Source organism: Streptomyces sp. NPDC048297 (genome assembly GCF_043201585.1).
Classification (GTDB): domain Bacteria; phylum Actinomycetota; class Actinomycetes; order Streptomycetales; family Streptomycetaceae; genus Streptomyces.
In genome coordinates this window covers 1-20,856 of record NZ_JBICZA010000034.1, presented here as the reverse complement: position 1 = coordinate 20,856, position 20,856 = coordinate 1, and the positions used below count along the sequence as shown (strand labels likewise).

The following is a 20,856-nucleotide window of genomic DNA, read 5'->3' as shown; positions in this document are numbered from 1 at the left end:
CGTATGAGCGCACGCATGCACCTATCACCTGCACACCATGCGCAGCGGCGCACTCCGGGCGACGAGCAGTTCGCGGTCGCCGCCGAACTCCTCGCCCTGCTCGGCGACCGCACCCGCCTCACCCTGCTGTACGCCCTGACGGCGGAAGAGGCCGACGTCACCACGCTCACCCGGGCCTGCGGCGCCGCCCGCCCCGCCGTCAGCCAGCACCTGGCCCGGCTCCGCCTCGCCGGTCTGGTGAGCACGCGCAAGGAGGGGCGCCGGGTGGTCTACTCGCTCGGCGACGGGCATGTGCGCCGGCTGGTCGAGGAGGCCCTGAAGGTGGCCGACCACCGGCTGGAGGCGGCGGCGACGAAGAAGGAGAAAGGCTAGGGGGTGTCGTTTGGATCAGGCCGGCCTGGACTGACAGTGCGGACCGGCCGACCCGAGCGGGGTCTGGTGCGTGCGGATGCAAGGCGGAGGAGGGAGTCGATGCGATGGGGGTCCCCCCGCGCGAGCGGAGTCGAGCGTGGGGGAGTCGGGGAGTGACGACAACGCCGCAGATGTGCGTGCCAGGGCCCGCGACGCCGGGATGATCCAAACGACACCCCCTAGGGCAAGCGGGGAATCTCGATCGCCGGGCACCGGTCCATGACCATGTCGAGTCCGGCCTCCCGGGTCCGCTCGTAGGCGGCCTCGTCGACGACACCGAGCTGGAACCAGACCGCCTTGGCGCCCTTGGCCACCGCCTCGTCGGCGACCGCGCCGGCCTGCCCGCCGTTGACGAACACGTCGACCACGTCGACGTCGAAGGGGATGTCCGCGAGGGAGGCGTAGCCCTGCTCGCCGTGCACCGTCTCCGCCTTGGGGTGCACCGGCACGACCCGCTTGCCGAACCGCTGCAGCACCTCGGCCACGCGGTACGCGGCCCGGTTCCGGTTCGAGGACAGGCCGACCACCGCCCAGGTGTCGCCCTGCTCGGTCAGGATCCTGCGGATCGTCGCTTCGTCGCCGTACACGGCGGCCTCCTCGGGGCTGCGGGAAACGGGGCTGCGGGAAACTCTCGTGAGCGGCAACATCATCCGCCGCACACCGATTCCCGAGCAGGCCGAGCGCCCGTCCGGCACCCGCCACGGTTTCCGGAATCGGCGCACGATGCCTGCGCACGCGCGTCCGCGCGCCTACGCTCGGCCCGTGCTGCGCATCCACGACGCCCGAACCGGCGAACCCGTCCCGGCCGCCCCCGCCCGCCGCGGTCCGACCCGCATCGAGGCCCACGCCCCTGACCCCGACCTGACGGCCCTGCGTGTCCTGCTCACCGCCGACCTCCTCGCCCGCGCCCTGGAACTGGACGGCACCCCCGTCTGGACGGTCCTCGCGGCGCCGCAGGAGATCGCGGAACTCCGCGCCGCCGTGAAGGCCCTGGCCATCCGCCCCTTCGAGGAGAGCCGGGACGCCACGTCGGGACCGGGCCGGACGCAGACCGTCCACGTGGTGAAGGAGGGGGAGCGGACCCCCGACGGCGGGGTGGCGGTGACCGTGGCGCCCGTGGCGTGGACGGGGGAGGAGGAGCGGACCGGAGAGGGGGAGCGGGCCGAGGCTGCGGGCGGAACCGAGGAGACGGGAGAACCCGAGGAGACGGGAGAACCCGTGGCCGGGGGAGAGGGGGAGCGGGCCGGGATGCCCGGACTCCCCGCCCTCCTCGCCGACCCCACCGCCCTGCGCCTCGCCCTCCTCTCCGTCCCCCGGAACACGCCGGTGCGCCTGGACACCGCCGCACTGGACGCCGCCGCACGGACCCTCGCCCACTGGCGTTCCGCGGTCGCGCGCTGGGCGCGGCAGCCCTCGCGCCCGGTGCCCGACGAGGTGCGGGCGCGCTTGCGGGAGGCCTGGGAGGAAGATCTGGATCTGCCCGCGGTGTTGAACGTACTGAGGGACGTCGAGAGCGCGCCGGGACCGGCCGACGGCGCCCGCTTCGAGACGTACGTGTACGCCGACCGCCTGCTCGCTCTCGATCTCGCCCGAGACCTGGGGAGCGTTGCATGACCGAGCGGGCGGGCGTGGGACCGTTGCGCAGGCTGATCGTGCTGCGCCACGCGAAGTCGGCCTGGCCCGACGGCGTCGACGACCACCGGCGCCCCCTCGCGCCGCGTGGCCTGCGGGACGCGCCGGCCGCCGGCCGCGCCCTCGCCGAGGCGGACAACCTGCCCGACCTCGCGCTGTGCTCGACCGCCGTACGGGCCCGCCAGACCTGGGAGCTGGCCTCGGCCCAGTGGGGCACACCGCCCCCGGTGCGCTACGACCGACGGCTGTACGCGGCCCCGGTCCCCGCCCTGCTGGAGGTCGTGCGCGAGACGCCGCCCGAGGTGGAGACACTGCTGCTGGTCGGGCACAACCCGGGACTGGAACAGCTGGTCGTCGAGCTCGCGGGCGACGGCCTCGACGACGCGCTGGACCGCGTGCGCGTGAAGTTCCCGACCTCCGCGCTCGCCCTGCTGACCTGGCACGGCACCGGATGGCCCGCGCTGCGCGCCGGCGCGGCACTGCTGACGTCGTTCACCGTGCCGCGCGGGGTCAAGCGGTAGCCCCGGCCCGAGGCGTCGCGGTGCCGGACTAGGCTGGCCGGATGCAGGACGAGTACCGCACAGTGGCCCGCGCGGGCGTGCACGAGACCGAGATCAACCGCTCCCGCTTCCTGTGCGCCCTCGCCCCGGCCGCCACCGAGCAGGAGGCCCAGGACTTCCTCGCCTCCGTCCGCAAGGAGCACGCCGACGCCACGCACAACTGCTGGGCGTACGTCATCGGCGCCGACGCCGCCGTCCAGAAGGCCAGCGACGACGGCGAGCCGGGCGGCACCGCCGGCGTGCCCATGCTCCAGATGCTCCTGCGCCGCGACATGCGGTACGTCGTCGCCGTCGTCACCCGCTACTACGGCGGCGTCAAACTCGGCGCGGGCGGCCTGATCCGGGCCTACGGCGGCTCCGTCGGCGAGGCCCTGGACTCGCTCGGCACGATCACCCGGCGCCGTTTCCGGCTCGCCACCGTCACCGTCGACCACCAGCGCGCGGGCAAGGTCCAGAACGACCTGCGCTCCACCGGCCGCGAGGTCCGGGACGTCCGCTACGGGGAGGCCGTCGAGATCGAGATCGGCCTGCCGGACGCCGACGTGGACACGTTCCGCGCGTGGCTGGCCGACGCGACGGCGGGCACGGCGGGGTTCGAACTGGGCGGGGAGGCCTACGGGGACGCGTGACATGCGCCCCATGTGTCCGCGGATGCCGGTGGACATGTGTGGTGAAAACCACGCATTGGGTGCGAGTGCGGCGGTGTGTGACGGGCGGATACGGCAGTAACCGTCCGTGATGTCAGACCCGGCCGTTAGTCTCGGGGATCATGAGGCTCCTGCACACGTCCGACTGGCACCTCGGCCGGTCGTTCCACCGCGTCGACATGCTCGGTGCCCAGGCCGACTTCATCGGTCACCTGGTCGCGACCGTGCGTGAGCGCGACGTCGACGCGGTCGTCGTGTCGGGAGACGTGTACGACCGCGCGGTGCCCCCGCTCGCCGCGGTCGAGCTGTTCGACGACGCCCTGCACCGGCTCGCGGAGGCGGGCGTTCCCACGGTGATGATCTCCGGCAACCACGACTCCGCCCGCCGCCTCGGCGTCGGCGCCGGGCTCATCGACCGCGCCGGCATCCACCTGCGCACCGTGCCGTCCGCCGTCGGCACCCCGGTCGTCCTCGCCGACGCCCACGGGGACGTCGCCTTCTACGGGCTGCCGTACCTCGAACCCGCTCTGGTCAAGGACGAGTTCGCGGTGGAGAGGGCCGGTCATGAGGCCGTGCTCGCCGCCGCCATGGACCGCGTCCGCGCCGACCTCGCCACACGCGCGCCCGGCACCCGCTCCGTCCTCCTCGCCCACGCCTTCGTCACCGGCGGCCGGGCCAGTGACAGCGAGCGCGACATCACCGTGGGCGGGGTGGCCGCCGTACCGGCCGGTGTCTTCGACGGCGTCGACTACGCGGCCCTCGGGCACGTGCACGGCTGCCAGACCCTCACCGAACGCGTCCGCTACTCCGGCTCACCGCTCGCGTACTCCTTCTCCGAGGCCGACCACGTCAAGAGCATGTGGCTCGTCGACCTGGACGCCGACGGCTCGGTCACCGCCGAGCGCCTGCCCTGCCCGGTGCCGCGCCCGCTGGCCCGCATCAGGGGCACCCTGGACGGCCTGCTCGCCGACCCGGAGCTGACCCGCCACGAGAACGCCTGGATCGAGGCCACCCTCACCGATGCCGTCCGCCCGGCCGACCCCATGGCCCGGCTCGCCGAGCGCTTCCCGCACACCCTCAGCCTGGTCTTCGCCCCCGAACGGGCCCCGGACGACCCCGACGTGTCGTACGCCCGCCGGCTCGCGGGCCGCGCCGACCAGCAGGTCGCGCAGGACTTCGTCGCCCATGTGCGCGGCGCCGGTCCCGACGAGCGGGAGGCGGCCGTGCTCCGCGAGGCCTTCGACACCGTGCGCGCCGCCGACGCCGCCCGGGAGGTGGCCCGGTGAGGCTGCACCGGCTCGACGTCACCGCCTTCGGGCCCTTCGGCGACTCCCAGACCGTCGACTTCGCCGCCCTGTCCACCGCCGGGCTCTTCCTGCTGCACGGCCCCACCGGCGCCGGCAAGACCTCCGTCCTGGACGCCGTCTGCTACGCCCTGTACGGATCCGTGCCCGGCGCCCGGCAGAGCGGCCAGGGCACCGGTCTGCGCAGCGACCACGCCGCACCGGGCGTCCGTACCGAGGTCCGCCTCGAACTCACCGTCGCCGGACGCCGCTTGGAGATCACCCGGCAGCCCCCGTGGGAGCGCCCCAAGAAGCGCGGCACCGGTACCACTCTCGACAAGGCACAGAGCTGGCTGCGCGCGTACGACGCTCCGGCCGGCGTCTGGAAGGACCTCAGCCGCTCCCACCAGGAGATCGGCGAGGAGATCACCCAGCTGCTCGGCATGAGCCGCGAGCAGTTCTGCCAGGTCGTCCTGCTGCCCCAGGGCGACTTCGCGCGCTTCCTGCGCGCCGACGCCGAAGCCCGCGGACGGCTGCTGGGCCGCCTCTTCGACACCCAGCGCTTCGCCGACGTCGAGAAGCGGCTCGCCGAACGCCGCCGCGCCACCGAGGCCCGGGTGCGCGACGGCGACGCCGCGCTGCTCGCCGACGCGCACCGGATGCAGCAGGCCGCCGGCGACGCCATGGAACTGCCCGAGCTGACCCCCGGCGAGCCCGGCCTCGCCGAAGCGGTCCTCGGTGCCGCCGCCGTCGCCCGCAGCACCGCCCGCGAACGCCTCACCGTCGCCCACTGCACGCTCACCGCAGCCGAAGCCGCCCAGGGCCGCGCCCAGCGCGAACTGGCCGGCACACGCGAACTCCACCGGCTGCAGAGCCGGTTCACCGAGGCCCGGCAGCGCGCCGAACGCCTCCAGGAGCGGGCCGGCGCCCACCACGAGACACAGCAGCGCATGGAGCGCTCCCGCAAGGCGGAGACCGTGGCGCCCGCGCTCGGCCTGCGTGAGGACGCGGAGACGGCGCACCGGCGGGCCGCGGCGGCCGAGGCACACGCGCGCGGGATGCTGCCCGACACCTACGCCGACGCCGGTGCCGCCGGCCTCGCTGCCGCCGCCCGCCGCGCCGCCGAGGAACTGGGCGGCCTGGAGTCGGCCCGGGGGGCCGAGCAGCGGCTCGCCGTACTCGTCGAGGAGCGTGGCGGCCTCGACCGGCAGGAGCGCGCCGACGAGGACGTCCTGCGCGAGGCCGACGCCTGGCTCGCCGACTGGGACACCCTGCGCGCGGCCCTGCAGTCCCGCGTCGAGACCGCCCAGGAAGCGGCGACCCGCGTCGAACAGCTTGCCGTCCAACGGGACCCCGCCCAGCGCCGGCTCGCCGCCGCGCGGACCCGGGACGAACTCGCCGCCGACCTGGAGCAGGTACAGCGCCGGGCGCTCGCCTCCGAACAGGGCGCCCTGGACGCCCGCGCCCACTGGCTGGACCTGAAGGAACAGCGACTGAACGGCATCGCCGCCGAACTCGCCGCCCATCTCACCGACGGCGAGCCCTGCGCCGTCTGCGGAGCCACCGAGCACCCCGCACCGGCCCGCAAGGTCGCCGGGCACGTCGACCGCGAGGCCGAGGAAGCGGCCCTCGCCGCCCACCAGCGGGCCGACGAGCGGCGCGCCGAGGACGAGCGGCGCCTCGGCCTCGTCCGCGAGGCCCTGGCAGCCGCCACCGCCGAGGCCGGTGACACCCCCACCGCCCGGCTCGCCGCTGAGGCCGACGCGCTGGAACAGGACCACGCGCGCGCCCGCCGCGACGCCTCCGCCCTGCACGCCGCCCACGAGGAACTGCGGCAGGCCGAACGCGAACGCGAGCAGCGCCTGGACGCCCGCCAGCAAGCCGCCGTCCGGGCCGCCTCCCGGCTCACCCGGCGCGAGACCCTGGAATACGAACAGACCACCCTGGAAGAGGAGTTGACACAGGCGCGCGGCACCGCCGGGAGCGTGGCCGCCCGCGCCGCGCAACTGGAACGGCAGGAGGCCCTGCTGACCGGCGCCGCCGACGCGGTACGCGCCGCCGAGGACGCCGCCCAGCACCTCAAGGACGCCGACGCCCGCCTCGCCGACGCCGCCTACCGCGCGGGCTTCGACACCCCGCAGGCCTCCGCCGACGCCCTGCTCGACGCCGCCGCCCACCGCGAGCTGCAACACCGCCTGGACGCCTGGCAGGCCGAGGAGGCCGCCGTACGCGCCGTGCTCGCCGAGGCCGACACCGCGACCGCCGCCCAGCGGCCCCCCGCCGACCTCGCCGCCGCGGAGCGGACCGCGGCCGAGGCGGAACGGCGACTGCGCGAGGCCGCCTCCGCCCGCGACCTGGCCGGCCGCCGCTGCACCGAACTGGACCGCCTCTCCACCCGGGCCACGGCCGGCGCCCGCACGCTCGCACCGCTGCGCGAGGAGTACGACCGGGTGGCCCGCCTCGCCGCCCTCACCGCGGGCACCTCCGCCGACAACGAACGCAAGATGCGCCTGGAGTCGTACGTGCTGGCGGCCCGCCTGGAACAGGTCGCCGCCGCCGCGACGGTGCGCCTGCAGCGGATGTCGGCCGGCCGCTACACCCTCGTCCACTCCGACGACCGCAGCGGACGGGGCCGCAGCGGGCTCGGGCTGCACGTGGTGGACGCCTGGACCGGCCGGGAACGCGACACCGCCACCCTGTCCGGCGGCGAGACCTTCTTCGCCTCCCTCGCCCTCGCCCTCGGACTCGCCGACGTCGTCACCGACGAGGCCGGAGGCGTCCGCCTGGACACCCTCTTCATCGACGAGGGCTTCGGCAGCCTCGACGACCAGACCCTCGACGAGGTCCTCGACGTCCTCGACTCCCTGCGCGAACGCGACCGCAGCGTCGGCATCGTCAGCCACGTCGCCGACCTGCGCCGCCGCATCCACGCCCAGCTCCAGGTCGTCAAGGGGCGGTCGGGGTCCTCGCTGCGGCAGCGGGGCCTGTGACGGGTCAGCGGCCCAGCGGGCGCCGGGGCAGGGGAGAGGAGTACACCACGCTGGTCGTCACCGAACCCAGCGTGCCGATCCGGCCCGATATCTCCTCCAGATGCGGCATGGAGCGGGCGGTGACCTTGATGACGAAACAGTCGTCGCCCGTGACGTGGTGCGCCTCCAGGATCTCGGGAGTCGCGGCCACCAGGTCGTGGAACGGCTTGTAGTTGCCGTTCGGGTACCGCAGGCGCACGAACGCCAGGATCGGCAGCCCGAGCCGCTCGGGGTCGACGACCGCCGCGTACCCCTGGATGACACCGCTCTCCTCCAGGCGGCGCACCCGTTCGGTCACCGCGCTCGGCGACATGGAGACGGCACGCGCCAGGTCGGCATAGCTGACCCGTCCGTCCCGCTGGAGGACCTCGAGAATGCGCCAGTCGACGGCGTCCGGGGAATACACGGTCATCCCGGATGAATAGCAGGTGATTCCCCGGCCGGACAAGGGGATCCCCGGGACTTGTCCCTTCAGTGGGCGGCGCGGCGGCCCTAGATTTCCCGTCATGACCGACGACACCCTGAACCCCGTCCTGCGCGTCGCCCCCGCCGCCCCCGCCGAGGCCGCCGCCTACTTCCGGGCGAGCCTTGCCTTCCACGCCGACGTCTCCGACGTGGCCGCCGCACTCGCCGCCGGCGGCGACCCCGGCTTCGTCGTGGTCGACTCCCGCTCCACCGAGTCCTGGGACCAGGGGCACATCCCCGGCGCGATCCACCTGCCCACCGCGCTCGTCCCCGAGCAGGCCGGGCGGCTCCTCGACCCATCGGTGCCGGTGGTGACGTACTGCTGGGGGCCGGGCTGCGACGGCGCCACCCGCGCGGCGCTCGCCCTCGCCGAACTCGGCTACCAGGTCAAGGAGATGCTCGGCGGCTTCGAGTACTGGGCGCGCGAGGGCTTCGCGTACGAGACCTGGCAGGGGGGCGCACGGCGCGACACCGACCCGCTGACCGCACCCGTCGAGGGCGAGTGCGGCTGCTGACCGGACCGCGGCCGGCGCCGTGTAGGTTCGCCCCCATGGTGAGATACGCGGATCCAGGCGTGGAGTGGGTCGAGTCGGGCGGTGGCCCGCTGATAGCGGTTCCGGAGACGGTCCTGCCGTTCTGGGCGGGGGCCGACAGCGAGGACCTGGACACCGACTACGACCGCGCGTGCGAGGTCGACGGCTATGTCGGCCTGCTGCCGGTCGGTGACAGCGCGGCCCTCGTCCTCGGTGACGAGCCCGCCGCCACCACCTACCTGGCGGACCGGAACACCTTCGTACGGTGGTCCGCCGCGAACTCCGAGGGCGAACTGCTCGCCGGCGCCCGCGCCGCCCTCGGCACCGCCGACTGGGGGACCGAGCTGCGCTGGCACGTGCCCGGACCGGTCGTGCTCTTCGACTCCGCCTGGCCGGGCATGGAGTCCGACCGCGAGCAACACCTCCGCGTCCCGCTGGAGGCGGGCACCTACGGAGTCCGGGCCGCCTACGCCCAGCCGGAGCCGGAGACCTGGGTCGGTCTCGTGCAGCTCCGGCGAATCGCCTAGGGCCTGTCCGGGCGCGCCCGCGACGCGTCAACGCAGTTTGCCGAAAGCCACGTTGAGGTGGCGCGGACCGCGTAGCAACGGGTTCTCCCGGTACGGCGGCGGGTCCTCGACGAGCCGGGGATCCTCCAGCCGCCTGGCCAGCTCCGACAGCGCGATCTGGGTCTCCAGCCGGGCCAGCGGGGCGCCGAAGCAGCTGTGGACGCCGCTGCCGAAGCCCAGGTGCGTGATGTCCCCGCGGTCCGGGTCGAAGCGGTCCGGGTCGTGGAACCGCTCCGGGTCCCGGTTGCCCGCCGCGAGGACCAGCCAGATCCGGGAACCCTTGGGGATCGTGACCCCGCGCACCTCGATGTCCGTGATGTTGGTGCGCTGCGGGACGAACTGCACCGGCGGCTCGTACCGCAGCAGCTCCTCCACGATCCTGACCGACAGCTCCGGTTCCTTGCGCAGCCGCGCCAGGACCTCCGGGTGCCGCAGCAGCGTCAGCATGCCGTTGGTGATCAGGTTGACCGTCGTCTCGTGCCCGGCGATCAGCAGCAGCACCGCGGTGGACAGCACCTCCATCATCGACATCGAGCCGTCCGGGCCCTGGCTGTTCGCCAGGTCGGACAGCATGTCGTCGCGCGGCTCCTTCATCCGCTCGTTCACCAGCCCGGACAGATACATGCCGAGCTGCACACGCGACTCCCGAGCCGCCTTCGACGCGACCGGATCCAGCCCCGTGCGCGGGTCGAGGCCGGCGACGATCGGGTCGACCAGCGACCTGAAGTGCGGCTCGTCCTCCCGGGGCACGCCCAGCAGCCGGCAGATCACCGTCACCGGGAACGGATAGGCGAACCGGTCCACCAGATCGATCTCCCGGGCGTCCCCGAAGGCGTCGATCAGCTCGGTGACGATGGCACGCATCTCGCCCTGCATGTCGTACACCCGGCGCGGCTGGTGCGGCGGCCCGAACGCGCTGTTGGCGATGCGCCGCAGCCGGTCGTGCTCGGGCGGGTCCTGCCGGATGAAGGACGGCGGCAGCCCCGTGTCCTCGGCCTGGGAGTACTGGTCGGTCCCGGCGGCGGCCAGGTTCGCGGCGTCGGAGCTGATCCGCGGATCGTGGAGCAGGCTCTCGATGTCCCAGTACGAGCTGATGATGTACGGGCCGTCCTCCTCCTCGTGCAGCACCGGCGTCTTGCGGAGTTCCGCGTACAGCGGATACGGGTTGGCGCGGTTCGCGTAGTCCACGATCTGGCGCGCCAGTGAGGCTTGTGTCATGACAGGTCCTAGGAGCGTCGGGGCACGGGCGGCGGTCAGTGGTGGGCCGGGGTGAAGACCAGCCGGTGGTCGGCCGGCGAGTAGCCGGTGAGGGTCACGGTGGGACCGTGGGTGGGCAGCGCCGGGTCCGGGAAGTCGGCCGGCATCGGACGCCGGCCCCCCGGACCCCGGTTCACCGTGTTGTACTCGACCGGGAACGGCGCGCCCCGCTCGATCTCCCGCTGGTAGAACTCCAGCCACTTCGCGTCGTCGAAGGTCACGGCGGCCACGATCCGGCCCTGGTGCCCGTAGACGCCGACGAACCGGCGCTCGTTCAGCGAACCCTGCGTGATCATCAGCTGCTCGCCCAAGCTCGGCACGCCCACCGACTTGATGTTCACCCCGAACTGCGAGGACCAGAACGCCGGCATCCACATGTGCGGACGCCGCTCGGCGGGAGCGCAGATCATGTTGTGCGCGGCGGTCTCGCCCTGCGCGACCGCGTTGCCCCAGTGCTCGAGCGCGAGGAACTGGTAGCCGAACAACGGGTGCGGGGAACGCGCCACGTCACCCGCGACGAAGATGTTGTCCGTCACGATGCCCCGGAAGTCGAACGCCCGGCAGCCCGCGTCGCACGCGATGCCACGCGGCCCCGCCCCGAGCCCCGACCCGGTCAGCCACTCGGTGTTGCGCTGCGAACCCAGCGACACGATCACGACATCCGTCTCGACGACACTCTCGTCGGACAGATGCACGGCACGCACCCGGCCGACCGAGTCGCCCTCCAGCATCGTCACCGTGACACCGGTGCGCAGGTCCACGCCGTTCTCGATCTGCAGGTCGGCCGCGACCGCGCCGATCACCCCGCCGAGCGCGCCCACCAGCGGGGCACCGGCCCGCTCCGCCACCGTGACGGCGAGCCCCAGCTCCCGGCAGGCCGAGGCCACCTCCGAGCCGGCGAACCCCGCCCCGATCACGAACACCCGGCGCGCCCCGGCCCGCAACCGCTCCACCAGGGCGACCGCGTCGTCCCGGGTGCGCAGCACGAAGACGCCGTCGAGCCGCGCCTCCGCCTCGTTCGGCCAGGGCCGGGCGCGCACACCGGTCGCGATGAGCAGCCGGTCGTACTCGACCTCGTCCCCGTCGGCGAGCCGCACCCGCATGGCCGCCAGGTCCAGGCCGGTCGCCGCGACCCCGGTCCGCCACTTCGCGTCGACGTCGAGGCGCTGGGGCAGGTCCGTGCGGTGGGGGGCCGCCTTGCCCAGCAGCACCGCCTTGGAGAACGGCGGCCGGTCGTACGGCTCGTACGGCTCGTCACCGACCAGGGTCAGCGAACCGGTGAAACCCTCCGCGCGCAGCGTCTCGGCGGCCCGCAGACCGGCCAGCGAGGCGCCGACGACCACGATCCTGCCCTCGCGCCTGAGCCAGTCCATGTAGTCAGCGGGCATCGGACGTCTCCCGTCCGGAGTCCGCCGCCCGCCCCTCCACGCCGCCGGGGCCGTCCAGTCCGTCGGCGGTGATCGCCTGCACCGGGCAGGCGGCGACGGCACGGGCCAGCTGTTCGCGCTGTTCCTCCCGCGCCAGCGGGTTGTAGATCAGCGACTCCTCACCGTGCATGGCGAAGATGTCGGGGGCGAGGAACGCGCACTGGGCGTACCCCTGGCATTTGTTGAGATCGACGACGAGCCTCATCGACACTGCGCCCTTCCGGTGGCGGAGTCCGGTGCACACCGCCCACTCCCCGTGGGCACTCCCGGACGGCGGTCATCCCCCGTCCGCCAGCATGGAAGGCCCGGCACCGGCCCCGCGCGCATTGGCACGCCGATCGGGTGACCCCTCATGAGGCGTACGAGCCCCTCATGAGGCGTGCGAGCCGGTCGTGAGGCGTACGAGCCCGTCGTGGGGCGTGCGAGCCGGTCATGAGGCGTGCGAGCCCGTCGCGGAACGTGACGCGTTGCGGCGGCTCACCGACAGGATGTGCAGGCTCAGCAGCAGCGACCAGGCCGGGAAGACCAGTTCCGCCCACGGCACGTTCGACGACACGAACAGCAGCGTCAGCGCGCAGAGGAACCCCACGACCGTCAGCCAGCGCGGCAGCACGCCCAGGCGGTGGCCGATCACCGACATCGACGAGACGAAGACGCCCGCCATCCGCATCGCGTACTCGGTCATCATCGAGTACGCGAAGTACCGGCCGAAGTCCCAGGCGGCCGGCCCCAGCGAGCCGCCCGAGGAACGTCCGGTGTCGAGCACGGCGCTCGCCGCCGCGGCGGCGCCGAACAGGCTGGCCGTGAAGACCAGCCCGCTGCCGAGGAAGACGGTGGCGAGGAAACGGTCCTCGACCGCCCCGACATGGGCGCGTACGGCCCCGATGAACCACAGGAAGAAGATGCCCGCGAACGGGACCAGCGCGAGAGCCGCCCGCACCGCGTCCCGCCGCTCCGGGTTCGTCAGGCCCGAAGGAGCGACCCCCTCGGCCCCCTCCGGAAGGCCCAGCCGGATCAGCACGATCGCCGCGGCCAGCAACAGCGCGAACACGATCCCGGCCAGCCCGGCCGCCCGCGGAGTCTCCAGCCTCTCCTGCCGCGTCCTCTCGCCTGGCATACCCGGCCCACCTCCTCCACATCGCCCTGCGCCCAGCAATCCGCGCGGCCACCGGTCCCGCCACCGGAAGGGGGCCGTACGGCCGAGGGGGCGGGCAGGGGGAGGGGGCGGGAGGGAGGGGCGAGGTGGAGGGGAAGGGGGGCGAGGGGAAGGGGGGCGAGGGGAAGGGGGCGAGGGGAAGGGGGCGAGGGGGAGGTGGCCGGCCCGGCTCATCGCGTGGCCGGCCACCGACGAGGCGGGCCGGGGCACCGGCGAGGTCGTCGACTCCCGCGGGGGATTCCGTCGTTGAGCCCCCGGGTGGGTCAGAGCCGGGACAGCTCGTCCAGCAGGTCGTCCAGGCCGAGCGAGCCCTGCGACAGGGCCGCCATGTGCCAGGCCTTCAGGTCGAAGGCGTCACCGTGCCGCTCACGCGCCCGCTCCCGGCCCAGCAGCCAGACCCGCTCGCCGAGCTTGTAGCCGATCGCCTGGCCCGGGATCGTCAGATACCGGGTCAGCTCGCTCTCCACGAAGTCCGCGGGACGGCTGCTGTACGACCCGAAGAACTCCTCGGCCAGCTCCGGCGTCCAGCGCTCACCCGGGTGGAACGGCGAGTCCGCCGGAATCTCCAGCTCCAGATGCATGCCGATGTCGATGATCACCCGCACCGCGCGCATCATCTGGCCGTCCAGGTAGCCGAGCCGCTCCTCGGGATCCGTCAGGTAGCCCAGCTCGTCCATCAGGCGCTCCGCGTACAGTGCCCAGCCCTCCGCGTTGGCGCTCACCATGCCGACCGTGGCCTGGTAGCGGGAGAGATCCTGGGCCACGTGGGCCCACTGCGCGAGCTGCAGATGGTGACCGGGCACACCCTCGTGGTACCAGGTCGACACCAGGTCGTACACCGGGAACCGGGTCTGCCCCATGGTCGGCAGCCAGGTACGTCCGGGGCGCGAGAAGTCCTCCGACGGACCCGTGTAGTACGGCGCCGCCGCCCCGCCGGGCGGGGCGATGCGGGACTCCACCTTCCGTACCCGCTCGGCGAGTTCGAAGTGCGTGCCGTCCAGATCCCCGATGGCCCGGTCCATCAGACCCTGCAGCCACTCCCGGACCTCGTCGACGCCCTCGATGTGCCGGCCGTGCTCGTCCAGGTGCGCGAGCGCCACCCACGGCGTCCCGGCGCCGGGCAGCACCTTCTCGGTCTCCTTCCTCATCTCGCCGAGCAGGCGGTGGAACTCCGACCAGCCGTACGCGTACGCCTCGTCCAGATCCAGGTCGGTGCCGTTGTAGTAGCGCGACCAGCGCGCGTACCGCTCACGGCCCACCGTGTTCGGGGCGTCCTCGACGGCCGGCACGTACACGTCCCGCATCCAGTCCCGCAGCTCCACCACGGCGGCGGTCGCCGCACGGGCCGCCTCGTCCAGTTCGGCGCGCAGCGTGTCCGGGCCGTCGGCGGCGAAGTCCTCGAACCAGCCGCGCCCCGTGCCGTCGGTGTCGGACCACTCGGTGAGCTGCTCGACGAACGTCGCGGTCGGCCGGGGCGCCGCGTGCAGCTTGCGCTCAAGACCCAGCTCCAGGCACTCCCGGTACCCGGCGAGCGCGGCCGGCACCGCGCGCAGCCGCTCGGCGACCGCCGCCCAGTCCTCGTCCGTCTGCGTCGGGGTCACGGTGAAGACCTCCCGCACGGCATGCCCCGGCGTTGCCATGTTGCCGGCCGCGCGCAGGTGCTCGTCCGCCTCGTACACCGCGAGTTCCGCGGTCAGGCGCTCCCGCAGCAGCCGCCCGCACAGACGCTCCACGTCGCTGTCCGCACCGGGCTGCCGCTCGGCCTCGTCGAGCCGCGCCAGCGTGGTCCGGGCCAGCTCCGCGAGGGCCCCCTGACCCTCCGGTGAGTAGTCGGGCAGTCTGCTCGAACTCTCCTTCACCCCGAGGTAGGTGCCGGTGACCGGGTCGAGGGCGATCAGGTCGTCGACGTAGGCGTCGGCGACCTGGCGGGGCAGCAGGGTCTTGGTCTCAGACATACCGCCCATCCTCGTACCAGGACCGCACCCGCGTCACCCGTGCCCCACCGATTCAGCTGTGGGCGTGGCCGGGGGCAGCATCGGTCCGCAGTCCCACTGCTGGAAGATCAGCCGGGTCTCCACCCGGGCCACTTCCCGCCGCGCGGTGAACTCGTCGAGCACCAGCCGCTGAAGATCGGCCATGTCCGCCACGGCCACATGCACGAGGTAGTCGTCGGGCCCGGTCAGATGGAACACCGTCCGCGACTCCGGCAGCGCCCGGATGCGTTCCACGAACGGCCCCACCAACTCCCGCCGGTGCGGCCGGACCTGCACCGAGAGCAGTGCCTCCAGGCCCCGGCCCAGTTTCGCCGGGTCCAGCCGCAACTGGTGGCCGAGGATCACGCCCGAGCGGCGCAGCCGGGTCACCCGGTCCAGACAGGTCGACGGCGCCACGCCCACCTGCGCGGCGAGGTCCCGGTACGTGGTCCGGGCGTCGTTCTGCAACAGCCGCAGCAAGTGAAGATCCACCGGATCCAGTACGACGGATTCAGCCATTGGCCGAACGTAACACGGTGTTCGATCCCCTTCACCCGTCCGGTGTTCACCCTTCGGTCATGGACTCAGCGAGCACCAGTGCCTACGACGGCCATGACGGCTACGACAACTACGCCGGCCATGACAGCTACGACGGCTACGACGGCGTACGCACCGCACCGAGGGCACTGGCCACCGAGGCCGTGCACGCCGGCCGCGACGACCTCGCACGCCAGGGCCTGCACGCCCCGCCGATCGACCTGTCGACCACCTACCCCTCGTACGACAGCCGCGCCGAGGCCGCCCGTATCGACGCCTTCGCCACCGACGGCGCCGACCCGGTCGGACCGCCGGTCTACGGCCGCCTCGGCAATCCGACCGTCGCCCGGTTCGAGACCGCGCTGGCCCGGCTGGAGGGCACCGAGTCCGCCGTCGCGTTCGCCAGCGGTATGGCCGCGCTCAGCGCCGTCCTCCTCGCCCGCTCGTCGGCCGGCCTGCGCCATGTGGTCGCCGTACGGCCCCTGTACGGCTGCAGCGACCATCTGCTGACCGCCGGTCTCCTGGGCACCGAGGTGACCTGGACCGACCCGGCCGGGATCGCCGACGCGCTGCGCCCCGACACCGGTCTGGTGATGGTCGAGACCCCGGCCAACCCCACGCTCGCCGAGGTCGACCTGCGGGCCGTCGCCCACGCCTGCGGCACCGTCCCGCTGCTCGCCGACAACACCTTCGCCACGCCCGTCCTGCAACGCCCGGCCGAGCAGGGCGCCCGGCTGGTGCTGCACAGCGCCACCAAGTACCTCGGCGGCCACGGGGACGTGCTGGGCGGGGTGGTGGCCTGCGACGAGGAGTTCGCGGGCAAGCTGCGCCAGATCAGGTTCGCCACCGGAGGCGTCCTGCATCCGCTGGCCGGCTATCTGCTGCTGCGCGGGCTGTCCACCCTGCCGGTGCGGGTCCGTGCCGCCTCCGCGACGGCCGCCGAACTGGCCCGCCGGCTCGCCGCCGACCCGCGCGTCGCCGAGGTCCGCTACCCGCGTCTGGGCGGGGCCATGGTCGCCTTCGAGGTGCACGGCGACCCGCACGAGGTGATCTCCCGGGTCCGGCTGGTCACCCCGGCGGTCAGCCTCGGCAGTGTGGACACGCTGATCCAGCATCCCGCGTCCATCAGCCACCGCATCGTCGACGCCGCCGACCGGCGCGGCGCCGGGGTGAGCGACCGGCTGCTGCGGATGTCGGTCGGCCTGGAGGACGTCGACGACCTGTGGGCGGACCTGGACCAGGCCCTGGACACGGCCGTCCATGCACCCGTCCGCACGCCCGTACCGCTGCGGGAAGCGGTCGACTCGGTCAGCCGCTGACGCCCGGATCCGTGTGATCGACCAGGGTGCGTACGCGAACGGCCCGGCGGAAGTCCGCCGGGCCGTCGTCCGTCCGTCGTCAGGGAGCCCGTCGCCAAGGGGGCAGTCGCCAGCTGGTCAGTCGTGGTGGGCGGGGTCGGCGATCCGGCCCGGCAGGGTGCTGTACGGCGGCCGGGAGGTCACGGAAGCCGCGTCCAGGCGGGCCGTGACGACCAGGGTGCCTTCCTCCACCTGGTAGTCCAGGGGCAGCCCGAGGCCGCGCATCGCCGCGACCATCGCGGTGTTGGAGGCCTGCGTCACGGCGTACACGCTCTCGCAGCCCGCCTCCACCGCCATCGTCACCAGCCGGCCGAGCAGCTTGGAACCGACGCCGCGCCGCTGCCACTCGTCCTCGATGAGCAGCGCGACCTCGGTCTCGTCGCCGTCCCACAGCAGATGCCCGAGGCCGATCACCCGGCCCGAGCTGGTCTGCGCGGCCAGCGTGCGGCCGAAGCGGGGGCTGAGCAGGTGCTTCAGATAGCGGTCCGAGTCGCCGACCGGGCCGTGGTAGCGCATGCCGAGGGTGCGCTGCGAGCAGCGCTCGTGCATCTCGCGCGCCGCCGGCAGGTCACCGGTGTCGACCCGGCGCACCGTGATGTCGTCGCCCTCGGGCAGCGTCAGCACGTCATGGCCCTTCGGGATCCGGGAACCGAGCCGGGTGTCCAGCTCCACCAGCGCCCGCGCCCGCGCGAACTCGGTCGGCGTGAACGGCAGATACGGCCGCTCCACGGTCAGCACCCCGCCCTCGGGCGCGCGCAGCCGCATCACGGTGTCCTCCAGCACGCCTTCGACCGGCACCGGCTCCGGCCCGCGACCGCCGCCGACCGGGTGGGCCGGCAGCGAGCGGATCGTGCAGCGGCCCAGCAACTGCCGCAGCGCCAGCGGAAGTTCGGCCGCGTCCAGCGCGGTTCGGGTGGCGAGACCGAGCACCCGGGTGGGGGCGTCGACCAGGTCGTGGGCGTCGGCCCGCTCGATCCAGGTGGACGAGCCGCCTGCCTGCGAGACCACCCGGGTCAGCTCGGTCGCCGTCAGCGCGCCCGGCGCCCGCAGCAGGAACTCGTCCACCGTGCCCTCGGCCAGCGGGTGCGTCTGCAGGCTCAGGATGTCCACCCGCTGTTCGGCCAGCGCCGTGCAGAGCGCGGCCAGGGAGCCGGGCTCGTCCTTCACCGTCGTCCGCATCCGCCACAGCGTGCTCGCCGCGTCCTCCTGCGACGGGGACGCGGCGATCTGCCCGGCCGGCCCGGCGGTCCGCGCTTGGGCGGTCCGCCGGGCGCCGGTATCCGCGACCGGCGGTGCGTGTCCGTGGCGGCGTGCCCACCAGACGTGGAAGCCCGCGGTCGCGGCCAGCACGACCGCCGAGATCACGAGCAGCGCGGGGCCGCCGGGCCCGTGCCCGATCAGGTTCGCCACCGCGTCCGCGACCGCGACGGCCGTGAACAGCGCGGCGAGCTCGACGAGGTCCCGCCGCCAGTGGTGGACGGGGCGTCCGTGCCTCGCCCGGGTCGCATGAGACATGTCCGTAGTCATGCACCCACTGTGAAGGAACGGTGTTGCGTGATCACGAACGGTCTGTGACCGATGGGTAAAGCGCTCATCTGACCCTTTTGTTTCACTTTCTACTGTTGGGTTCTCCGCCAGGTTCTGGTCGCGTTCTCTGCCGGGTTCTGGTCGGGTTCTCTGCCGGGTTCTGGTCGGGTTCTCTGCCGGGTTCTGGTCGGGTTCTGCTGTCGGGGTGAATGACCCGCCGATGCGTGGTGCGGGTCCCGGGGCGCCACCACCGGCTCAGGCGGCCACCTCCTCCGCCAGCAGGTCACGCAGCCGCCGGGCCTGGGCGACCAGCCGGGACGAGCCGCCGCGAGCGGCCGCCTCCGCGACATGCGGCACGGTGCCGCGCGCCCCCGACCGCTCGGCGCAGTCCGCCGCCACGGCCAGCAGGTCCCCGAGGCCCCGGGCCGCCACCGCCACCGCCGCCGCCTCCGGGCGGGCCGTCCCGAGAGCGGCGAGCGGAACGGGCAGCGCGTGCCGGAGTATCGACCAGACCGTCGCATCGGCACCCGTGGCCGCCGCCGTGCGTACCGAGTCCGCCAGCCGCTGTGCCTTCACCGCCCCGAGCCCCACCAGCTCGCCCAGATCCGTGCCGAGCCGCGCCGCATCGAGCTGCCCCCGCGCGGCGAGCACCAGCAGGGCGTCCACCGCGGCGAGCCGGTCCTCCTGGTGCCGCGCGCCGAGACCGTAGGCCACGCACAGGTGCACGGCCTCGCCCGCCGCACCGCCGGCCTCGGCGAGCAGCGGCAGCACGGCGGTGCCCCGCTGGTCCTCCACCGCCGTGTCCGCCAACTCGTGCAGCATCCGCGCCGCGACCAGCTCCCGCCGCTCCGGGAGCACGGCGAGCCAGTGCGGACGCACCGCGGGGTTCCAGTGACCGTAGTGCCACCGGTCGACGAAAACGGACATCGGATGGCCGAGCCGCTGGAAGTCCTGCGGGAAACCGTCCTGCACCTCGGGGAGTTCGGCCGGCTCCAGCAGGACACGTATCCCCTTGGTGCGCCGCCGGGTCGCGGGGAGCGGGTTGTCGGCGCTCAGCCAGCGGGCCAGCCGGGCACCCTCCGGGCTGCCGAGCGCCCTGGCCCGCCGCGCCGCCTCCTCGGCCGCCGCCCGGTCCTCCCTGCGCACCCGCAGCAGGGCCTGCGCGAAGTCGGTCGCGGACACCCGGGCGTCCAGGCGCCGGTACTCGGCGAGGCGCGCCACCAGTTCGTCCGGCTCCAGCAGGCCCGTGCTCCAGGTGGGCGTGGCGAGCAGCAGTGGCATCGGGTCCGTGCGCAGGCGGTACGCCACCTCGCGGAGCCGGGCGTCGAAGGCCCGTGCGAGGGGGCTGTGCGGGCACTCGTGGCCCCCTGGCCCGCGCCGTACCGCGTCGTGGAGCGTCGCCGTGCGCACCGTGCCGTGCACGGTCGCGAGAAGCAGGTCGAGGGCTTCCCGGGCGTCGAGGGCGCCGCGGGTGTTGCCGAAGAGATCGTCCGCGCGGGGCCACTGCACGTGTCCCTCCGACGCCCACCAGCGGGTCGCGATGACCGGTGCGAGGGCCTCGCGCAGCGCTTCCGGGTCCTGGTACGCGTGCCGCACCAGGCCGTCCAGCGCCCGCTCGAACACGGCCACGTCCCCGTCGGAGGCCAGCAGTGCCCCGACTTCCTCCGCCACCTCCGCCGCCGTCCGGGGTGCGGGCGCGAGCCGGACCGGCTCCGGGACGGGCGGCAGCACCTCCACGTACATCTCGGACCCGGCGCCGGCCGCGACGGCGCCCAGTACGGCGCCCGCGCGCACACGCAGCGCCGGGGTCAACTGACCTGCCGCGTGGGCGAGTTCTTCGCGCGAATCCTCGGACACTAGCTTGTGCGCATGCCGCTCGACGAGTTTGAGTGCCCGCTCCTGCACCTGGGTGTCCTCGTGCCCGAACGCCCGCGCCACGACCGGCAGCAGCTACCCGGCGGCGCCGGTGTCACGCGAGAGGACCTTGCCGAGCAGGACGAGCTGGGCCCGCACGAGCTTCTTCTCGGCGCGGAACAGCAGTCGTTCGGAGGCCTCGGCCAGCTGCCGCGGGGTCAGGTCGCCGTCCAGGGCCAGGGCGGCGAGCACCCCTTGCGCGTGCGTGGCGACGGGAGAGACCGCGTCGCGGGCCAGCGCCGTCCAGTCGGCGATCCGGGTCCGCTCCTCCTCGCGGGTCAGGGCGAGTTCGGTCAGCAGCGGAAGGAAGACCCGGTGGTCCGTGGGGCCGCCGCCGCGGGGCGTCCGGGTAGGCCCGGTAGTTGTAGCGGAGCTGCACACTCAAGATCTTACTAGAGTTGGTCTCATGGATCAGGAGAATGACTACAGACGGGGTAGACATGTAGTTTCGGCTATGCATGTGCACTTGGTCTTTGTGACGAAGTGTCGGCGCGGGGTGTTCAACGAGGAGATGCTGACGCGCTGCGAAGAGATCATGCGCAAGGTGTGCGAGGACTTCGAGGCGGAGCTGATGGAGTTCA

At 73.6% G+C, this 20,856-nt stretch carries 21 protein-coding genes and 1 pseudogene; 11 read left to right on the top strand and 11 right to left on the bottom strand.

From position 1 onward, the window contains the following. Positions 1-3: 3 nt before the first annotated feature. On the top strand, positions 4-372 hold the full coding sequence (locus tag ACGFYV_RS29955) for an ArsR/SmtB family transcription factor (RefSeq protein ID WP_393881636.1): 369 nt from the start codon (positions 4-6) through the stop codon (positions 370-372). A 218-nt stretch (positions 373-590) separates the two neighbouring features. On the opposite strand, the gene ACGFYV_RS29950 is transcribed toward ACGFYV_RS29955, so the two are convergent. After that, on the bottom strand, positions 591-998 hold the full coding sequence (locus ACGFYV_RS29950; RefSeq protein ID WP_393881635.1) for a CoA-binding protein: 408 nt from the start codon (positions 996-998) through the stop codon (positions 591-593). Between the two features lie 136 nt (positions 999-1,134). On the opposite strand from ACGFYV_RS29950, the gene ACGFYV_RS29945 reads away from it, so the two are divergent. The 5 genes from ACGFYV_RS29945 to ACGFYV_RS29925 all read left to right on the top strand — a co-directional run bounded on the left by ACGFYV_RS29945 (position 1,135) and on the right by ACGFYV_RS29925 (position 7,523). Beyond that, complete coding sequence (locus ACGFYV_RS29945; protein ID WP_393881714.1) at positions 1,135-2,025, top strand: hypothetical protein; 891 nt, start codon at positions 1,135-1,137, stop codon at positions 2,023-2,025. Then, on the top strand, positions 2,022-2,564 hold the full coding sequence (locus tag ACGFYV_RS29940; protein ID WP_393881634.1) for a SixA phosphatase family protein: 543 nt from the start codon (positions 2,022-2,024) through the stop codon (positions 2,562-2,564). Before ACGFYV_RS29945 ends, ACGFYV_RS29940 begins: the two co-directional genes overlap by 4 nt. 41 nt (positions 2,565-2,605) lie before the next feature. Then, entirely contained in the window at positions 2,606-3,232 is a 627-nt protein-coding gene (locus ACGFYV_RS29935) for a YigZ family protein (protein WP_393881633.1), read from the top strand. A 140-nt stretch (positions 3,233-3,372) separates the two neighbouring features. Further along, a complete protein-coding gene (locus tag ACGFYV_RS29930) occupies positions 3,373-4,536 on the top strand; it encodes an exonuclease SbcCD subunit D (RefSeq protein ID WP_393881632.1) in 1,164 nt (387 codons plus the stop codon). Then, entirely contained in the window at positions 4,533-7,523 is a 2,991-nt protein-coding gene (locus tag ACGFYV_RS29925) for an AAA family ATPase (protein WP_393881631.1), read from the top strand. Before ACGFYV_RS29930 ends, ACGFYV_RS29925 begins: the two co-directional genes overlap by 4 nt. 4 nt (positions 7,524-7,527) lie before the next feature. Here ACGFYV_RS29925 and ACGFYV_RS29920 read toward each other — a convergent pair whose 3' ends face one another. Further along, a complete protein-coding gene (locus ACGFYV_RS29920; RefSeq protein ID WP_393881630.1) occupies positions 7,528-7,974 on the bottom strand; it encodes an Lrp/AsnC family transcriptional regulator in 447 nt (148 codons plus the stop codon). Between the two features lie 94 nt (positions 7,975-8,068). Between ACGFYV_RS29920 and ACGFYV_RS29915 the strand changes: the two genes are divergently transcribed. After that, a complete protein-coding gene (locus ACGFYV_RS29915) occupies positions 8,069-8,542 on the top strand; it encodes a rhodanese-like domain-containing protein (protein ID WP_393881629.1) in 474 nt (157 codons plus the stop codon). 35 nt (positions 8,543-8,577) lie between these two features. After that, positions 8,578-9,087 carry an immunity 21 family protein gene (locus ACGFYV_RS29910; RefSeq protein WP_393881628.1) on the top strand — a complete coding sequence of 170 codons (510 nt, stop codon included), beginning with the start codon at positions 8,578-8,580 and terminating at the stop codon, positions 9,085-9,087. 27 nt (positions 9,088-9,114) lie between these two features. Here ACGFYV_RS29910 and ACGFYV_RS29905 read toward each other — a convergent pair whose 3' ends face one another. The 4 genes from ACGFYV_RS29905 to ACGFYV_RS29890 all read right to left on the bottom strand — a co-directional run bounded on the left by ACGFYV_RS29905 (position 9,115) and on the right by ACGFYV_RS29890 (position 12,927). Then, entirely contained in the window at positions 9,115-10,344 is a 1,230-nt protein-coding gene (locus tag ACGFYV_RS29905; RefSeq protein ID WP_393881627.1) for a cytochrome P450, read from the bottom strand. A gap of 35 nt (positions 10,345-10,379) precedes the next feature. Beyond that, entirely contained in the window at positions 10,380-11,771 is a 1,392-nt protein-coding gene (locus ACGFYV_RS29900; RefSeq protein WP_393881626.1) for an NAD(P)/FAD-dependent oxidoreductase, read from the bottom strand. Next, positions 11,761-12,015, bottom strand: a complete 255-nt coding sequence (locus ACGFYV_RS29895; protein ID WP_393881625.1) for a ferredoxin — start codon at positions 12,013-12,015, stop codon at positions 11,761-11,763. Before ACGFYV_RS29895 ends, ACGFYV_RS29900 begins: the two co-directional genes overlap by 11 nt. 225 nt (positions 12,016-12,240) lie before the next feature. After that, entirely contained in the window at positions 12,241-12,927 is a 687-nt protein-coding gene (locus ACGFYV_RS29890) for a hypothetical protein (RefSeq protein ID WP_393881624.1), read from the bottom strand. A 199-nt stretch (positions 12,928-13,126) separates the two neighbouring features. On the opposite strand from ACGFYV_RS29890, the pseudogene ACGFYV_RS29885 reads away from it, so the two are divergent. Continuing rightward, positions 13,127-13,216: pseudogene (locus ACGFYV_RS29885) on the top strand (3-ketoacyl-ACP reductase); the annotation flags it as partial. A gap of 13 nt (positions 13,217-13,229) precedes the next feature. On the opposite strand, the gene ACGFYV_RS29880 reads toward ACGFYV_RS29885, so the two are convergent. Both ACGFYV_RS29880 and ACGFYV_RS29875 read right to left on the bottom strand, forming a co-directional pair. Beyond that, positions 13,230-14,921, bottom strand: coding sequence for a DUF885 domain-containing protein (locus ACGFYV_RS29880; RefSeq protein WP_393881623.1), 1,692 nt, complete (start codon positions 14,919-14,921; stop codon positions 13,230-13,232). Positions 14,922-14,954: 33 nt separating this feature from the next. Further along, a complete protein-coding gene (locus ACGFYV_RS29875) occupies positions 14,955-15,458 on the bottom strand; it encodes an Lrp/AsnC family transcriptional regulator (protein WP_393881622.1) in 504 nt (167 codons plus the stop codon). 59 nt (positions 15,459-15,517) lie between these two features. Here ACGFYV_RS29875 and ACGFYV_RS29870 point away from each other — a divergent pair, with 59 nt between their 5' ends. After that, a complete protein-coding gene (locus ACGFYV_RS29870) occupies positions 15,518-16,795 on the top strand; it encodes a trans-sulfuration enzyme family protein (protein WP_393881621.1) in 1,278 nt (425 codons plus the stop codon). 117 nt (positions 16,796-16,912) lie between these two features. Here ACGFYV_RS29870 and ACGFYV_RS29865 read toward each other — a convergent pair whose 3' ends face one another. From ACGFYV_RS29865 to ACGFYV_RS29855, 3 genes are all read right to left on the bottom strand, one after another. After that, complete coding sequence (locus ACGFYV_RS29865; protein ID WP_393881620.1) at positions 16,913-18,361, bottom strand: GNAT family N-acetyltransferase; 1,449 nt, start codon at positions 18,359-18,361, stop codon at positions 16,913-16,915. 255 nt (positions 18,362-18,616) lie between these two features. Further along, positions 18,617-20,299 (bottom strand): DUF6493 family protein, encoded by a 1,683-nt coding sequence (locus ACGFYV_RS29860; RefSeq protein WP_393881619.1) that lies wholly within the window; start codon positions 20,297-20,299, stop codon positions 18,617-18,619. Positions 20,300-20,311: 12 nt separating this feature from the next. Next, positions 20,312-20,656 carry a hypothetical protein gene (locus tag ACGFYV_RS29855; RefSeq protein WP_393881618.1) on the bottom strand — a complete coding sequence of 115 codons (345 nt, stop codon included), beginning with the start codon at positions 20,654-20,656 and terminating at the stop codon, positions 20,312-20,314. Positions 20,657-20,681: 25 nt separating this feature from the next. Here ACGFYV_RS29855 and ACGFYV_RS29850 point away from each other — a divergent pair. Beyond that, on the top strand, positions 20,682-20,856 hold a 175-nt coding region (locus tag ACGFYV_RS29850; protein ID WP_393881713.1), incomplete at its 3' end, for a transposase.

Coding starts and splice junctions, on each gene's coding strand:
- ACGFYV_RS29955 (WP_393881636.1), top strand. CDS start 4: ATGAGCGCACGCATGCACCTATCACCTGCACACCATGCGCAGCGGCGC.
- ACGFYV_RS29945 (WP_393881714.1), top strand. CDS start 1,135: ATGCCTGCGCACGCGCGTCCGCGCGCCTACGCTCGGCCCGTGCTGCGC.
- ACGFYV_RS29940 (WP_393881634.1), top strand. CDS start 2,022: ATGACCGAGCGGGCGGGCGTGGGACCGTTGCGCAGGCTGATCGTGCTG.
- ACGFYV_RS29935 (WP_393881633.1), top strand. CDS start 2,606: ATGCAGGACGAGTACCGCACAGTGGCCCGCGCGGGCGTGCACGAGACC.
- ACGFYV_RS29930 (WP_393881632.1), top strand. CDS start 3,373: ATGAGGCTCCTGCACACGTCCGACTGGCACCTCGGCCGGTCGTTCCAC.
- ACGFYV_RS29920 (WP_393881630.1), bottom strand. CDS start 7,974: ATGACCGTGTATTCCCCGGACGCCGTCGACTGGCGCATTCTCGAGGTC.
- ACGFYV_RS29915 (WP_393881629.1), top strand. CDS start 8,069: ATGACCGACGACACCCTGAACCCCGTCCTGCGCGTCGCCCCCGCCGCC.
- ACGFYV_RS29910 (WP_393881628.1), top strand. CDS start 8,578: ATGGTGAGATACGCGGATCCAGGCGTGGAGTGGGTCGAGTCGGGCGGT.
- ACGFYV_RS29905 (WP_393881627.1), bottom strand. CDS start 10,344: ATGACACAAGCCTCACTGGCGCGCCAGATCGTGGACTACGCGAACCGC.
- ACGFYV_RS29900 (WP_393881626.1), bottom strand. CDS start 11,771: ATGCCCGCTGACTACATGGACTGGCTCAGGCGCGAGGGCAGGATCGTG.
- ACGFYV_RS29895 (WP_393881625.1), bottom strand. CDS start 12,015: ATGAGGCTCGTCGTCGATCTCAACAAATGCCAGGGGTACGCCCAGTGC.
- ACGFYV_RS29890 (WP_393881624.1), bottom strand. CDS start 12,927: ATGCCAGGCGAGAGGACGCGGCAGGAGAGGCTGGAGACTCCGCGGGCG.
- ACGFYV_RS29880 (WP_393881623.1), bottom strand. CDS start 14,921: ATGTCTGAGACCAAGACCCTGCTGCCCCGCCAGGTCGCCGACGCCTAC.
- ACGFYV_RS29875 (WP_393881622.1), bottom strand. CDS start 15,458: ATGGCTGAATCCGTCGTACTGGATCCGGTGGATCTTCACTTGCTGCGG.
- ACGFYV_RS29870 (WP_393881621.1), top strand. CDS start 15,518: ATGGACTCAGCGAGCACCAGTGCCTACGACGGCCATGACGGCTACGAC.
- ACGFYV_RS29865 (WP_393881620.1), bottom strand. CDS start 18,361: ATGACTACGGACATGTCTCATGCGACCCGGGCGAGGCACGGACGCCCC.